The sequence below is a fragment of the Clostridium budayi genome (genome assembly GCF_055396605.1).
Genome location: NZ_AP042456.1, coordinates 2,333,732 through 2,346,562, shown reverse-complemented (window position 1 = coordinate 2,346,562; position 12,831 = coordinate 2,333,732). Strand labels below are relative to the sequence as shown.

The window sequence follows — 12,831 nt, the reverse complement described above, 5'->3', positions numbered from 1 at the left end:
TATGAAAAAAACATTGATATTAAATTTAAAAGATATAAAAATTAGTGGAGAGGTTATAGATGTATCTAAAGAAGATAATGAAATTATAAGTAGTTTAATAGTAGATAATAATGATGAGATAGCAATAGATTTAAGCGGAGAAAATGAAGCTAGTATAAATTATAAAAAATATGGAGTTTGTACTATCTTTTTTTATTTAAGTAGTATATGGAACACTACTAAAAGAGAAATGTTAATAGAAGATATTTATAATAAGCTAGAAGATAATGCAAAAATATATATATGGGATATTAATAAAAATATTGGAGAATTTGTTGATAGTAAATTAAAGGTTCTTCTTCCAAATGAAGAGATAAGGGAGCTTAAAATTAAAAACAATAATATAATTTCGTCTTCAAATCTAGAAGAATGCAAAAAAATCCTTGAAAAAAAATTCAAAATAGAAGAAACTAAAGTTTGGGAAGATATTTATTTCGTAAAAGGAATAAAAATATAATCTTTTAAGAGAGGAAGAGTTTTATGAAAATACTACTTACAGCTATAAACTCAAAATTTGTGCATAGTAATCTAGCTGTTAGATATTTAAGAGCATTTACTAAGGATATGCCTTATGAATGTACTATAAGAGAATTCTCAATTAATGATAGGGAAGAAAAGATATTAGAAGAAATAATAAAAGAAAAGCCAGATGTTGTTGCTTTTTCAACATATATATGGAATGTAGAAATGATATCTAGACTTTCAGAACTTATAAAAAGAGTTAATCCTAATATTGAAATACTTTATGGAGGTCCAGAAGTATCATATGACAGCATGGTCTATTTAAAAGAGAATGTTGGTGATTATGTTATAGAAGGAGAAGGAGAGCAAACATTTAGGGAGTTTGTTTCATATAAGTTAGGAGAAATAGATTTAAAAACAATTAGAGGTTTAGTTTATAAAGAAAATGGGGAAGTTAAGTTTAATGGTAAAAGGCCTCTTATGTCAATGGATGATCTTGTATTCCCTTATGAAGATGATGAAGATTTAGAAAATAAAATAGTATATTATGAAGCTTCAAGAGGATGTCCTTTTAATTGTAAGTATTGTTTATCATCAACAGTACATGGAGTTAGATTTCATAGTATAGAAAGAGTCTTAGAGGAGCTTAAATATTTTATTGATAAAAAAGTAAGATTAGTTAAGTTTGTTGACAGAACATTTAATTGTAATCATAAATTTTCTATGGCGATATGGAAGTTTTTAATAGAAAGCAATACAGATACTCAGTTCCATTTTGAAATATCAGCAGATATATTAAAAGATGAAGAAATAGAACTTTTAAGAAATACTCAAGAAGGAAAGTTCCAATTTGAAGTTGGAGTTCAAACTACTAATGATGAAGTTTTAAGAAACATAAATAGATTTGTTAATTTTAGTGATATAAAAGAAAAAGTATGTGAATTATTATCTATAAGAAATATAAAGCAACATTTAGATTTAATAGCAGGACTACCAGGTGAGAATTATGAATCTTTTAAAAAGTCTTTTAATGATGTTCATTCAATTAAGCCAGAAGAAATACAACTTGGTTTCTTAAAATTACTTAAAGGTTCTTCAATGAGAGAAGAGGGAGATAATTATGGAATGAAATATTCACCATATCCTCCATATGAAATATTAAGTACAGATAAAATAAGTTATGAAGAACTTATTGATTTGAAGAAAGTTGAGCATATGGTAGATAAATACTATAATAGCCAAAAGTTTAATAATATACTAAACTTCTTCTATGATAAATTTGAAACTAGCTTTGACTTTTTCCATAGCTTAGGTATGTTTTTTGATAAGAAAGGATACTTTAATAGAAGTATAAGTAATAATGAATATTATAAATTTTTCTTGGATTTTAATGAGGAAGTATTAAATGGAGAGAATGATGTTTTAAAAGAAGTAATAAGATATGATTACTTATTACATAATAAAAGAAGAGGAATTCCAGATTATATAAAAGGTGATATAACAAAAGAAGAGGAAAGAAAATTAAAAGAATCTTTAAGAGAATTTTATTCATTTAGAGATTACAGTATTGAGAAATTTAACATAAATATAATTGATTATATAGAAAATGGATTAATAAAATATGAAATTAAGTACGCTTTGTTAGATAATTGTAAAAACTTTAAATTCATCAATTTAAATGAAATAGACATTAACAAATAGCGGTTTTATTCAATATTATTTTTAAAACTTAACACTTTAGAAACAAATAAAGGCATAAAAATAAATAATTTTATTGAAATTATCCATAAAAAGTGTATAATTAGATTTATGAATAAAAAGTAATTAATACTATATAAAGTATTAATTCATATATTATTATGCATTCAAGCACAAAGGTGGTGAGATTTTGGCATTAGAAGCAATTAAAGAAATCAAAAAAGCAGAAGCTACGGCAGAAGAAATTATTAAAAATGCTAATGCAGATGCAAAAGATATCGTTCAAAAAGCTACCGTAGAAGCTATAGAGAATTATAATAAGGTTTTAGAAGGTGCTAAGAACAAATGTAATAGTATCATGCAAGATGCTATAGATGCAGGAAATAAGGAAGCAGAACCTATCTTACTTAAAGGTAAGAAAGATGCAGAAGATATCTATAACGTATCAGAAGATAAGTTAGATAATGCTGTAAAATTAGTGATTGAGAGGATTGTGAAGATTCATGGCAATAGTTAAGATGAATAAGTTCACTTTATTAGCCTTTGAATCAAAGAAGGATACTCTTTTAGAAAAGCTTCAAGGTTTTTCTGAGGTAGAATTTATAAACCTTCAAAATGAAGACTATCTTGAAGATCATGAAGAACTTAAAGAATTAATGAAGGATTCTGTTGATTCAAAGTATGCAAGAAGTGAAGAAGATTTATCTAAAGTAAAATTTACTTTAGAATTCTTGAAAAAATACGTACCTCAAAAATCCGGTTTAAAAGCAATGCGTGAAGGGAAAAGAGCCTTAACATTAGAGGAGCTTAAAGCCGAAGTCGAAAATAGTGCTTGGGAAGAGCTTTATGAAAAAGTTAAGGAGAAAGACGTTCACCTTGCAAATTTAGACAATGAAAAAACTAAACTAGAAGGTGAAATTGATTCATTAAAGCCTCTAGAAGGATTAGATGTATCTTTCGAAGAGTTAAATAGTATGAATACACCTTATTTTTTAGGAAGTGTTGCAAAGCAATACGAAGACGAACTAGTTAGTGGATTATCAAAAGGTTATATAGAAATAATCTCAAGAGATAATCAAGATGTCTACTTCTTAGCTTTAGCTAATAAAGAAGATAAAGAAGAGATTGAAGAGGTCTTAAGAGGATTTGGATTCAGTGCATTTAAAACTGAAAGAACTGAAACTCCAATTAAGGTTATCCATACTAACATGGATAGAATTGAAAAAATTGAAGGTGAAAAATTCTTAATAAAAGAAGAATTATCAGCTTTAGATGAGGAAGTTAAATACTTAGAACTTGCGTATGAATATTATCATAATGAATATACAAGAACTTTAGTAAATACTAACTTCTTAAAAACAAATAAAGTATCTTTAATTCAAGGATGGATTGCTTATTCAGATAATGATGAGCTAACTAGAATTGTAAAAGATACACTTGGGGAAGATTATTATCTTTCATTTGCTGAAGTAAAAGATGAAGAGATAGACGATGTTCCTATAAGACTAAAAAATAATGATTTAAATAAATCATTTGAAAATATTACTGAAATGTATAGTCTACCAAGATACAACGAAATAGACCCAACACCACTACTTGCACCATTCTTCTTAATATTCTTTGGAATGATGGTTGCAGATGCAGGATATGGATTATTAATACTTATAGGTTCTTTAGTAGCACTTAAAGTATTTAATCTAGATGATTCACAAAAACAATTTGCTAAATTCTTTATGTATTTAAGCATACCTACAATAATCTTTGGATTTATTTATGGTTCCTTCTTTGGAGACTTTATAAATCTAGATGGTGTAAAACTTATAGACCCAAGCAAGGATGTTAATACAATACTTGTTGCATCAGTTGTATTTGGTGTAATTCAAATATTCTTTGGACTTGGAATAAAGGCTTATGTCTTAATAAGAGATGGAAGACCTTTAGATGCTCTATATGATGTTGGATCATGGGTACTTACTTTAGTATCAATCGGAGTATTTGCAATGGGTAGCGGATCATTAGCTACTATAGGTAAATACGGAATGATAGTTGGTATGATTGCAATTGTCTTAACACAAGGAAGACATATGAAATCAGTTGGTGGAAAATTAGGTCAAGGTTTATATGCTTTATATGGAATAACAGGATACGTTGGAGACTTAGTTTCATATACAAGACTTATGGCACTTGGACTTGCAGGTGGATCAATAGCTGGAGCACTTAATCTTATAATAGGTATGTTCCCAACTGTTGCTCTAATAATACTTGGACCTGTAATATTTATATTAGCCCACATATTTAACTTAGGGTTATCATTACTAGGTGGTTATGTTCATACATGTAGATTAGAATATGTAGAGTACTTCTCAAAATTCTATGAAGGTGGCGGAAGACCATTTGAACCATTTAAGACTTTAGATAAATTTATAAAAATAAAAAAATAATAAAGCAAAATAATTTAAGAGAAAATAGGAGGATTTCATCATGGAAATGAGTTGGATTAACTTTTTCATACAAAATAATGGAGGATTTATATTTGGAGCACTAGGTATCGCTCTAGCAGTTGGATTATCAGGTATTGGATCAGCAAAAGGTGTTGGACTTGTTGGGGAATCAGCAGCAGGATTAATGACAGAACAACCAGAAAAATTCGGTAAAGCACTAGTTCTTGAACTATTACCAGGTACACAAGGTTTATACGGATTCGTTATAGGTTTCTTAGTATTAAACCAATTAAGCGCTCAAACTACTTTAGCACAAGGTTTATATCTTTTATTCGCATGTTTACCAATAGCTATCGCAGGATTATGGTCAGGTATTGCTCAAGGTAAAGCAGCTGCTGCAGGTATTCAAATATTAGCTAAAAAACCAGAACAAACAACTAAAGGTATCATCTTTGCTGCCATGGTTGAAACTTATGCATTATTAGGATTCGTTATTTCATTCTTATTAGTAAATAACTTATTTTAATTAAGATTGGGGAAGTGAAGCTATGTCAAACATAAACAATCTAACTTCCAAAATCTTAAGTGATGCGGAAGAAAGAAAGGAAAGCATACTAAAGGAAGCTAATGAAGAAAAAGCTAAAATAGTTTCAAAAAAAGAAGCTTTAGCAAAATCAGAAGAAGCTACTATGGTAGAAAAAGCAAAAACTGAAGCTAAAACAGCTAAAGAAAGAATCATATCAGGTGCAGAGCTTAAAAGTAGAAATGAAAAGCTTACTGCAAAGCAAGCTGTTATAGATAAAGTATTTGAAAATAGCATAGAAAAACTATGTAAAATGTCTGATGAAGAAATAAAAGAATTCATTAAAAATAAGATAGTTAACGCTGATATAGTTGGAGATGAAGCTATCATATTAAATGAAAAAGGAAATAAATTAGTTGATGCAAATCTACTTAAAGAAATAAATAGTGAGCTTTTAGCAAAAGGTAAAAAAGGCGAACTTACTATAAGTAAAGAGGTAAGAAACTTTAAAGGTGGATTTATCTTAGAAAAGGATGGCATAGAAATAAATAATACTTTCGAAGATTTAGTTAACTCAGAAAGAGATGATTTAGAATTCGAAGTAGCCAAAGTTCTATTTAATTAAGGAGGAGAGCAAATGAACCCAATGCAATTTACTCAAGTTATACCAAGACTTAGGGTATTAGAAACAAGACTCCTTGATAAAGCTAAAATCGATAGAATGATTGATGGAGATTCTGCAAATGAAGCACTTAAAGTGCTTCAAGAATCTGAATATGCAGGTGTTATGACTGGTGTTAAAAGACCAGAAGATTATGAAATGGTACTTGCAAGAGAACTAAAAAGAGTTTATGAACTTATGTATGATGCATCTCCAGTTAAATCATTAGTAGATATAATGGGTATTAAATATGATTACCACAATATAAAAGTTATTTTAAAAGGAATGTTCCTTCAAAAAGACTTTAGTCACATGCTAATTCCAGTTGGAATGATAGATGTTCAAACATTAAAGCATAGCATTGAAAATAATAATTTAGGTGATCTAAATGAAACTATGAAAGAGGGAATAATAAAGGCTAAAGAAGTATTTGAAGAAACTAAAGACCCTCAAGCAATAGATATTATATTAGATAATACTATGTTTAAAGAAATGAGAGAAATAGCTAAGCAAATAGATGACAAATTTGTGGATAAATACGTTAAAGTTACTATTGATTCAACTAATATAAAAACTTTATTAAGAGTTAAAATGCAAAAGAAAGATAAAGATTTCTTAGAAGAAGTTATTATAGAAGGCGGAGAAATTGATAAAGATACTTTAATTTCAATGCTACATGATGCACCAGAAAATATATCTAACAAATTAGCATTTACAAATTACGGAGAAATGATAAAGCTTGGAATCGAAGATTTCACTAAATCAGGTTCTGTAAATGAGCTAGAAAGATTAGTTGATAATTATATTATGAACATGATGAAGGAAGCTAAATATATTCCTTTTGGTGTAGAGCCACTTTTAGCTTATATCTATGCTAAAGAAACAGAAATTAAGATTGTTAGAATTATAATGGTAGGTAAACTTAATAATATATCAGGGGAAGTAATTAGAGAAAGGCTGCGTGATATTTATGTATAAGAAGATCGGTGTAGTTGGAGATAAGGATTCTGTCTTAGCTTTCAAAGCACTTGGAATAGATGTATTTCCAGTTGTTGAAGCAGAAGAAGCTAGAAAAACTATAGATAGATTAGCAATGAAAGATTACGCAGTTATCTTTGTAACAGAGCAAGTTGCAAAGGAAATAGAAGAAACTATTGAAAGATACAATAGAGTGACACTTCCAGCTGTAATATTAATACCAAGTAATCAAGGATCATTAAATATAGGAATGCAAAGAATCAGCGATAACGTAGAAAAAGCTGTTGGCGTTAATATCTTATAGGAAGGTAGGTTTTGTAAGGTGAAGACCGGAAAAATAATTAAGGTTTCAGGTCCTTTAGTAGTTGCTGAAGGAATGGATGAAGCTAATATATTTGACGTATGTAAAGTTGGAGAGAAGGGTCTTATCGGAGAAATCATTGAAATGAGAGGCGATAAGGCATCTATACAAGTATATGAAGAAACATCAGGAATAGGACCTGGAGACCCAGTTGTTACAACTGGAGAACCACTAAGTGTTGAACTTGGACCAGGACTTATTGAAGCGATGTTCGATGGAATACAAAGACCACTTGATGCTTTCATGAAAGCAGCAAATTCAGACTTCTTAATAAAAGGGGTATCTGTTAAATCATTAAACAGAGATAGAGTTTGGGCTTTTGAAGCAACTGCAAAAGTTGGTGACGAAGTTGAAGCTGGAGATGTAATTGGTACAGTTCAAGAAACTCCAGTAGTTCTTCACAGAATAATGGTACCTTTTGGAGTAAAGGGTAAAATTAAAGATATAAAGAGTGGAGAATTCAATGTTGAAGAAATAGTTTGTACTATTGAAACTGAAAATGGATTAAAAGAAGTTTCAATGATGCAAAAATGGCCAGTAAGAAAGGGAAGACCTTATGCAAATAAGTTAAACCCAATTGCGCCATTAACTACAGGACAAAGAGTTATAGATACATTCTTCCCAGTTGTTAAGGGTGGAGCTGCTGCTGTTCCAGGACCATTCGGAGCTGGTAAAACAGTTGTACAACACCAAGTTGCTAAATGGGGAGATGCTGAAATAGTTGTTTATGTTGGATGTGGAGAACGTGGAAATGAGATGACAGACGTTCTTAACGAATTCCCAGAACTTAAAGACCCAAAAACAGGCGAAAGCTTAATGAAGAGAACAGTTCTTATAGCTAATACATCAAACATGCCAGTTGCAGCGAGAGAAGCTTCAATATACACTGGTATAACAATAGCTGAATACTTCAGAGATATGGGATATTCAGTAGCTATCATGGCTGACTCAACATCAAGATGGGCAGAGGCATTAAGAGAAATGTCAGGTAGACTTGAAGAAATGCCAGGTGATGAAGGTTACCCAGCATACTTAGGATCAAGACTTGCAGATTACTATGAAAGAGCTGGTAAAGTTGTTTGTCTTGGTAAAGATGGAAGAGAAGGAGCAGTTACAGCAATCGGTGCGGTATCACCTCCAGGAGGAGATATTTCAGAACCAGTTACTCAATCAACTTTAAGAATAGTTAAAGTGTTCTGGGGACTAGATGCTCAACTTGCATACCAAAGACACTTCCCATCAATTAACTGGTTAAACTCATATTCATTATATGCAGATAGAATCGGTAAGTGGATGGATGAAGAAATAGCTAGTGATTGGTCAGAGCTTAGAATAGAAGCTATGGCATTATTACAAGAAGAAGCAAACTTACAAGAAATCGTAAGACTTGTAGGTATTGATGCCCTATCAGAAGGGGATAGATTAAAGCTTGAAATTGCAAAATCAATAAGAGAAGATTACCTTCAACAAAATGCTTTCCATGAAGTTGATACATACACTTCATTAGATAAGCAACATAAAATGTTAAAGTTAATTCTTCAATTTAAGAATGAAGCAGATAGAGCTTTAGAAGCTGGAGTATACTTAGACAAGATTTTAGCTCAAGATGAAATAAGAGATAGAATTGCAAGAGCTAAATATATCCCAGAATCAGATATTTCAAAGATTGACCAAATCGGTGTTGATTTAACAGCTGAAATGGATAAATTAATCAGCGAAGGAGGGGCTTTCTAGATGCTTAAAGAGTATAGAACAGTTACAGAAGTTGTAGGACCATTAATGGCAGTTGACGGTGTTAGTGGAGTTAAATACGACGAACTAGTTGAAATAGAATTACAAACTGGAGAAAAGAGAAAAGGTAAAGTACTTGAAGTTAATGGATCAACTGCAATGGTACAAATTTTCGAAGGTTCTTCAGGAATTAACTTAAAAGGAACAAAGGCAAAATTTTTAGGAAGACCTCTTGAACTTGGGGTTTCAGCAGATATGCTTGGAAGAGTCTTTGATGGTATGGGAAGACCAACAGATAATGGTCCAAAGATAATACCAGAAAAAAGACTTGATATAAATGGAGAAGCTATAAATCCAGTTGCTAGAGATTATCCATCAGAATTCATTCAAACAGGAATATCAGCAATCGATGGACTTAACACTCTAGTTAGAGGACAAAAGCTTCCAGTTTTCTCAGCATCAGGACTTCCACATGCTGAACTTGCAGCACAAATTGCAAGACAAGCGAAAGTTTTAAATTCAGATTCAAAATTCGCAGTTGTATTTGCAGCTATCGGTATAACATTCGAAGAAGCTCAATTCTTCGTTGATGAGTTCAAATCAACTGGTGCTATAGATAGATCAGTTCTATTTATGAATTTAGCATCTGACCCAGCTATCGAAAGAATAGCTACTCCAAGAATGGCATTAACTACTGCTGAATACTTAGCATATGAAAAAGGAATGCACGTTCTAGTTATAATGACAGATATAACAAACTATGCAGAAGCTCTAAGAGAAGTTTCAGCAGCTAGAAAAGAAGTTCCAGGTAGAAGAGGATATCCAGGATACCTATACACTGACCTTTCAACATTATATGAAAGAGCAGGAAGACTTAGAGGTAAAGAAGGATCAATTACTCAAATTCCAATACTTACAATGCCTGAAGAAGATAAGACACATCCAATTCCAGACTTAACTGGATATATAACAGAAGGACAAATAATACTTTCAAGAGAACTTTATAAAAAAGGTATTATGCCTCCAATAGATGTTTTACCATCACTTTCAAGACTTAAAGATAAAGGTATTGGTAAAGGAAAGACTAGAGAAGACCATGCGGATACTATGAACCAATTATTCTCAGCATATGCTCAAGGTAAGCAAGCAAAAGAATTATCAGCTATCTTAGGAGAATCAGCTCTTTCAGATACAGATAAAGCATTTGCTAAATTTGCAGAAGCGTTCGAAAATGAATATGTTTCACAAGGCTTTACTGCAAATAGAACAATTGAAGAAACTCTTAACTTAGGATGGAAGCTACTTAAATTACTTCCAAGAACTGAACTTAAGAGAATCAGAGATGAATATCTTGAAAAATATATGCCAAGAGAGGAAGAATAAGCTATGGCTAGATTAAATGTGAATCCTACTAGAATGGAACTCACAAAGCTGAAAAAGAGATTAACAACAGCTACTAGAGGTCATAAGCTTTTAAAAGATAAGCAAGATGAGTTAATGAGACAATTCATTAACCTAGTAAAATATAATAACTCATTAAGAAAAGATGTTGAGAATGAACTTCAAGGATCTTTAAAAGATTTCGTTATGGCAAGAGCTGTAATGAGTTCAGAGTTTTTAGAAGAAGCTATAGCTTATCCAAAAGAAAGCATCTCAGTAGAAGTTGGAAACAAGAACATAATGAGTGTTAATGTTCCAGTTATGAACTTTAAAAGACAGCTTGAAGGAGATGAAGGTAGTATCTTCCCATATGGATTTGCAAATACATCATCAGAATTAGATGGTGCAATAACAAAGCTTTATGGAATATTACCAAAGCTTTTAGAATTAGCTGAAGTAGAAAAATCATGTCAACTTATGGCAGATGAAATAGAAAAAACTAGAAGAAGAGTTAATGCTCTTGAATATATGACTATTCCTCAATTACAAGAAACTATCAAGTATATAAGAATGAAACTTGATGAAAATGAAAGAAGTGCTTTAACAAGACTTATGAAAGTTAAGAGCATGATAGAACAAAGAGGTTAGTTAGTTTAAAAAGTGTACCTTGGTAGAATACTTAAGGTACACTTTTTTTTTATAAAGCTTAAAAGAAAATTAAATTTAATTTATTAGAATTGATAATGTAATAGTTTAATAGTATAATTTTTAATAGGTTATAGTGTAGGAGAAGGAAAGATGAATTATTTTATAGAGTTTATAATTTCGTTTGTAGTCGTTACGATTCTTACGCCAATACTTATGAAATTATCACATAAGATAGGTTTTACAGATAAACCTACAAAGAGGAAAAAACATAAGAACATAACTCCATTATCTGGAGGGCTTGGAATGTTTATAGGATTTTTCACTATTTTATACTTTACAAATGGTGGATTTGATAATGAAATGTTTTGGGTATTTGTAGCATCGATTTTAATAGTATGTATAGGTCTTGTAGATGATTATTATAAATCAAAGGGAAAAGAATTCCCTATAATGCCAAGATTAATAATACAGATATTAGCAGCTATTATAGTTTTTAAAGCAGGGGTTTCCTTTAATGGGTTTACTAACATTTTTACAGGACAGTATATTGAGTTAAATGATTTTTTAAAGTTTGTTCTTAGTGTAACTTGGATATTTGGGGTTACAACTGTTATAAATTGGTCAGACGGAATGGATGGTTTAGCTGGAAGTATATCTCTTGTATCGTCAGGTACATTTTTTATTGCCGCAATTATATTAGGCCAAAGCTACTCAGCAACAGTTTCAATAATACTTGCTGGAGTTATTGGTGGATTTTTAGTTTATAATAAATATCCAGCTAGAGTATTCATGGGTGACTCAGGTGCAAACTTTTTAGGATTTATACTTAGTATAATCGCTTTAGATGGCGCATTTAAACAAGCAACTGTATTAAGTTTAGTAGCACCAGTATTAGCAATTGCTGTTCCTATATTTGATAATATCTTTGTTATACTAAAAAGATTTAATGAAGGAAAGCCAGTATATCAAGCTGATAGAAGTCAAATGCATTTTAGACTAGAGGAAAAGGGTCTTACTAAGCCACAAATTGTACATTTAATAGTTGGAATTAGTATCCTATGTGCATGTGCATCAATTTTATTAGTATTTTATAATCACCCGTAAAAGGGTCATAACATAAAAGAGTAAGCATTAGCTTACTCTTTTTTTATATTTTAATTGACTTATGATGCCTTAATTGGTAATATATAAAAAATAAATGAAGGGGGAATATTTATGTATAAAGGGAAAAAGGTATTACTTAGGTGTCATTGTGAGGAAGATATAGAAAAACTTTATGAGTTTATAAATGATTATGAAGTAAAAAAATTTCTAGATCTTGAAACAGTACTTCCATTAACAAAGTGGCAAGAAGAGGAATGGGTAAAAAGAAAAAGAGCTAATGATCAAACTTATGACTTTGCAATAGAAGATTTAGAAAGTGGAAATATAATCGGTGGATGTAGTATAAATGAGACTAGTATAAAAAATAGAAATTGTACAGTTGGAATTATGATTGGAGATAAAAATTATTGGGGAAAAGGCTATGGCTATGATGCATTAAAAACACTTATAGATTTTATTTTTAATGAATGTAATATGGAGAAAGTAAAGCTTAGTGTATATGAGTTTAACAGTAGAGCAATAGCTTGTTATAAAAAATTAGGATTTAAGGAAGAAGGAAGGTTAAAAAAGGAATTATATAGAGAAGGAAAGTACGCAGATGTAATATTAATGGCTGTATTTAAAGATGAATATTTTAATAATACAAAATAGAATATATTTACAAATAAAAGTGTTTAGTATATAATAAAATACAACAATTGGAAAAACTTATCAAGAGTGGCGGAGGGACTGGCCCTATGAAGCCCAGCAACCTATATAAAAATGTGGTGCTAATTCCAGATAGATAAGGATATAAATTTAAGAT

The 12,831-nt window shown here is 30.6% G+C and carries 13 protein-coding genes and 1 riboswitch; all 13 genes read left to right on the top strand.

Annotation, left to right across the window (positions count from 1 at the left end; translation table 11 throughout):
- Nucleotide 1: 1 nt before the first annotated feature.
- The 13 genes from ACZ5TJ_RS11255 (at nucleotide 2) to ACZ5TJ_RS11195 (ending at nucleotide 12,677) form a co-directional block, all read left to right on the top strand.
- Complete coding sequence (locus ACZ5TJ_RS11255; RefSeq protein ID WP_464199749.1) at nucleotides 2-496, top strand: hypothetical protein; 495 nt, start codon at nucleotides 2-4, stop codon at nucleotides 494-496.
- 23 nt (nucleotides 497-519) lie between these two features.
- The gene (locus ACZ5TJ_RS11250; RefSeq protein ID WP_464199747.1) at nucleotides 520-2,202 is read left to right on the top strand and encodes a B12-binding domain-containing radical SAM protein; all 1,683 of its coding nucleotides are present in this window, start codon (nucleotides 520-522) and stop codon (nucleotides 2,200-2,202) included.
- A gap of 187 nt (nucleotides 2,203-2,389) precedes the next feature.
- Nucleotides 2,390-2,716: an ATPase gene (locus ACZ5TJ_RS11245; RefSeq protein ID WP_464199745.1), complete on the top strand. Its 327-nt coding sequence runs from the start codon at nucleotides 2,390-2,392 to the stop codon at nucleotides 2,714-2,716.
- Complete coding sequence (locus ACZ5TJ_RS11240) at nucleotides 2,703-4,640, top strand: V-type ATP synthase subunit I (RefSeq protein ID WP_464199743.1); 1,938 nt, start codon at nucleotides 2,703-2,705, stop codon at nucleotides 4,638-4,640. Before ACZ5TJ_RS11245 ends, ACZ5TJ_RS11240 begins: the two co-directional genes overlap by 14 nt.
- A 40-nt stretch (nucleotides 4,641-4,680) precedes the next feature.
- Nucleotides 4,681-5,166, top strand: coding sequence for a V-type ATP synthase subunit K (locus ACZ5TJ_RS11235; protein ID WP_039314140.1), 486 nt, complete (start codon nucleotides 4,681-4,683; stop codon nucleotides 5,164-5,166).
- Nucleotides 5,167-5,188: 22 nt separating this feature from the next.
- On the top strand, nucleotides 5,189-5,788 hold the full coding sequence (locus tag ACZ5TJ_RS11230) for a V-type ATP synthase subunit E (RefSeq protein ID WP_055207700.1): 600 nt from the start codon (nucleotides 5,189-5,191) through the stop codon (nucleotides 5,786-5,788).
- A 12-nt stretch (nucleotides 5,789-5,800) separates the two neighbouring features.
- Nucleotides 5,801-6,802 (top strand): V-type ATP synthase subunit C, encoded by a 1,002-nt coding sequence (locus ACZ5TJ_RS11225; protein ID WP_464199739.1) that lies wholly within the window; start codon nucleotides 5,801-5,803, stop codon nucleotides 6,800-6,802.
- The gene (locus ACZ5TJ_RS11220) at nucleotides 6,795-7,106 is read left to right on the top strand and encodes a V-type ATP synthase subunit F (RefSeq protein ID WP_039314145.1); all 312 of its coding nucleotides are present in this window, start codon (nucleotides 6,795-6,797) and stop codon (nucleotides 7,104-7,106) included. The genes ACZ5TJ_RS11225 and ACZ5TJ_RS11220 overlap by 8 nt, the downstream gene beginning before the upstream one ends.
- Nucleotides 7,107-7,124: 18 nt before the next feature.
- Nucleotides 7,125-8,897, top strand: coding sequence for a V-type ATP synthase subunit A (locus ACZ5TJ_RS11215; RefSeq protein ID WP_464199736.1), 1,773 nt, complete (start codon nucleotides 7,125-7,127; stop codon nucleotides 8,895-8,897).
- Entirely contained in the window at nucleotides 8,898-10,277 is a 1,380-nt protein-coding gene (locus tag ACZ5TJ_RS11210; protein WP_464199734.1) for a V-type ATP synthase subunit B, read from the top strand.
- A 3-nt stretch (nucleotides 10,278-10,280) separates the two neighbouring features.
- The gene (locus ACZ5TJ_RS11205; protein ID WP_039314158.1) at nucleotides 10,281-10,922 is read left to right on the top strand and encodes a V-type ATP synthase subunit D; all 642 of its coding nucleotides are present in this window, start codon (nucleotides 10,281-10,283) and stop codon (nucleotides 10,920-10,922) included.
- Between the two features lie 150 nt (nucleotides 10,923-11,072).
- The gene (locus ACZ5TJ_RS11200; protein ID WP_464199730.1) at nucleotides 11,073-12,026 is read left to right on the top strand and encodes an MraY family glycosyltransferase; all 954 of its coding nucleotides are present in this window, start codon (nucleotides 11,073-11,075) and stop codon (nucleotides 12,024-12,026) included.
- Nucleotides 12,027-12,137: 111 nt separating this feature from the next.
- Complete coding sequence (locus ACZ5TJ_RS11195) at nucleotides 12,138-12,677, top strand: GNAT family N-acetyltransferase (RefSeq protein ID WP_464199728.1); 540 nt, start codon at nucleotides 12,138-12,140, stop codon at nucleotides 12,675-12,677.
- 54 nt (nucleotides 12,678-12,731) lie between these two features.
- A riboswitch (SAM riboswitch) is annotated at nucleotides 12,732-12,817 on the top strand.
- The last annotated feature ends 14 nt before the right edge of the window (nucleotides 12,818-12,831 follow it).

Bases quoted from the DNA above. Each gene is read 5' to 3' on its own strand.
- ACZ5TJ_RS11255 (WP_464199749.1), top strand. From the start codon at position 2: ATGAAAAAAACATTGATATTAAATTTAAAAGATATAAAAATTAGTGGA.
- ACZ5TJ_RS11250 (WP_464199747.1), top strand. From the start codon at position 520: ATGAAAATACTACTTACAGCTATAAACTCAAAATTTGTGCATAGTAAT.
- ACZ5TJ_RS11240 (WP_464199743.1), top strand. From the start codon at position 2,703: ATGGCAATAGTTAAGATGAATAAGTTCACTTTATTAGCCTTTGAATCA.
- ACZ5TJ_RS11235 (WP_039314140.1), top strand. From the start codon at position 4,681: ATGGAAATGAGTTGGATTAACTTTTTCATACAAAATAATGGAGGATTT.
- ACZ5TJ_RS11230 (WP_055207700.1), top strand. From the start codon at position 5,189: ATGTCAAACATAAACAATCTAACTTCCAAAATCTTAAGTGATGCGGAA.
- ACZ5TJ_RS11225 (WP_464199739.1), top strand. From the start codon at position 5,801: ATGAACCCAATGCAATTTACTCAAGTTATACCAAGACTTAGGGTATTA.
- ACZ5TJ_RS11220 (WP_039314145.1), top strand. From the start codon at position 6,795: ATGTATAAGAAGATCGGTGTAGTTGGAGATAAGGATTCTGTCTTAGCT.
- ACZ5TJ_RS11210 (WP_464199734.1), top strand. From the start codon at position 8,898: ATGCTTAAAGAGTATAGAACAGTTACAGAAGTTGTAGGACCATTAATG.
- ACZ5TJ_RS11205 (WP_039314158.1), top strand. From the start codon at position 10,281: ATGGCTAGATTAAATGTGAATCCTACTAGAATGGAACTCACAAAGCTG.
- ACZ5TJ_RS11200 (WP_464199730.1), top strand. From the start codon at position 11,073: ATGAATTATTTTATAGAGTTTATAATTTCGTTTGTAGTCGTTACGATT.
- ACZ5TJ_RS11195 (WP_464199728.1), top strand. From the start codon at position 12,138: ATGTATAAAGGGAAAAAGGTATTACTTAGGTGTCATTGTGAGGAAGAT.